Source organism: Flavobacterium solisilvae, from assembly GCF_012911605.1.
GTDB classification, from domain to species: Bacteria; Bacteroidota; Bacteroidia; order Flavobacteriales; family Flavobacteriaceae; genus Flavobacterium; species Flavobacterium solisilvae.
Window position 1 is genome coordinate 1 of sequence record NZ_JAAMPT010000155.1, and the last position, 642, is coordinate 642.

1 rRNA gene is annotated in these 642 nt (G+C 32.6%); it reads left to right on the top strand.

Annotation, left to right across the window (positions count from 1 at the left end):
- Nucleotides 1-551 precede the first annotated feature (551 nt).
- Nucleotides 552-642, top strand: a 16S ribosomal RNA gene (locus tag G6042_RS00720); the annotation flags it as partial.

The window sequence follows — 642 nt, forward strand, 5'->3', positions numbered from 1 at the left end:
TATATAAGTATAAAATTTTGGAGTGATTCTTTGTTGATTATTTGCAAGTCATATTCCCGCTGTTTACTACAATCTTTTTGTTTTTGTTGAGGTTTTGGAAATAAGAGGGATAATTAAGGATAAAAAAACAAAAAGGATTTACGTTTCCATCGGGGCTAATGGGTAAACGATTTGTTAATTTGAAAAAATTTTGGCTTGCATAATATGTAAAATCAACGAGTTAAGAAAAAAGTAAAAAAAAGGGACAAAAAGATTTGGATTAGGAGAAAAAAGATTTCTATATTTGCACCCCGCAAGAGAGGAAGTTCATCGATTAATTGATAAACAAGTTTAAAAAAAATAAATCAAAAATATTTTCAAAAAAGCTTGTCAGTTAAAAAAGAAGTATTACTTTTGCACCCGCTAACCGAAAGAGAGGCGAAAAAGAAAGAATAAAACGTTCATAGACATATTGGATTGACAGCCGTCTCGTTTTGATAACGAGACAAAATAAGAGAGTAAGGAAATCGATAAATCGATAACTAGACTTTGTCTAAAAATACAAAAAATATACGATGAAGAGTTTGATCCTGGCTCAGGATGAACGCTAGCGGCAGGCCTAACACATGCAAGTCGAGGGGTAGAGGAAGCTTGCTTCCTTGA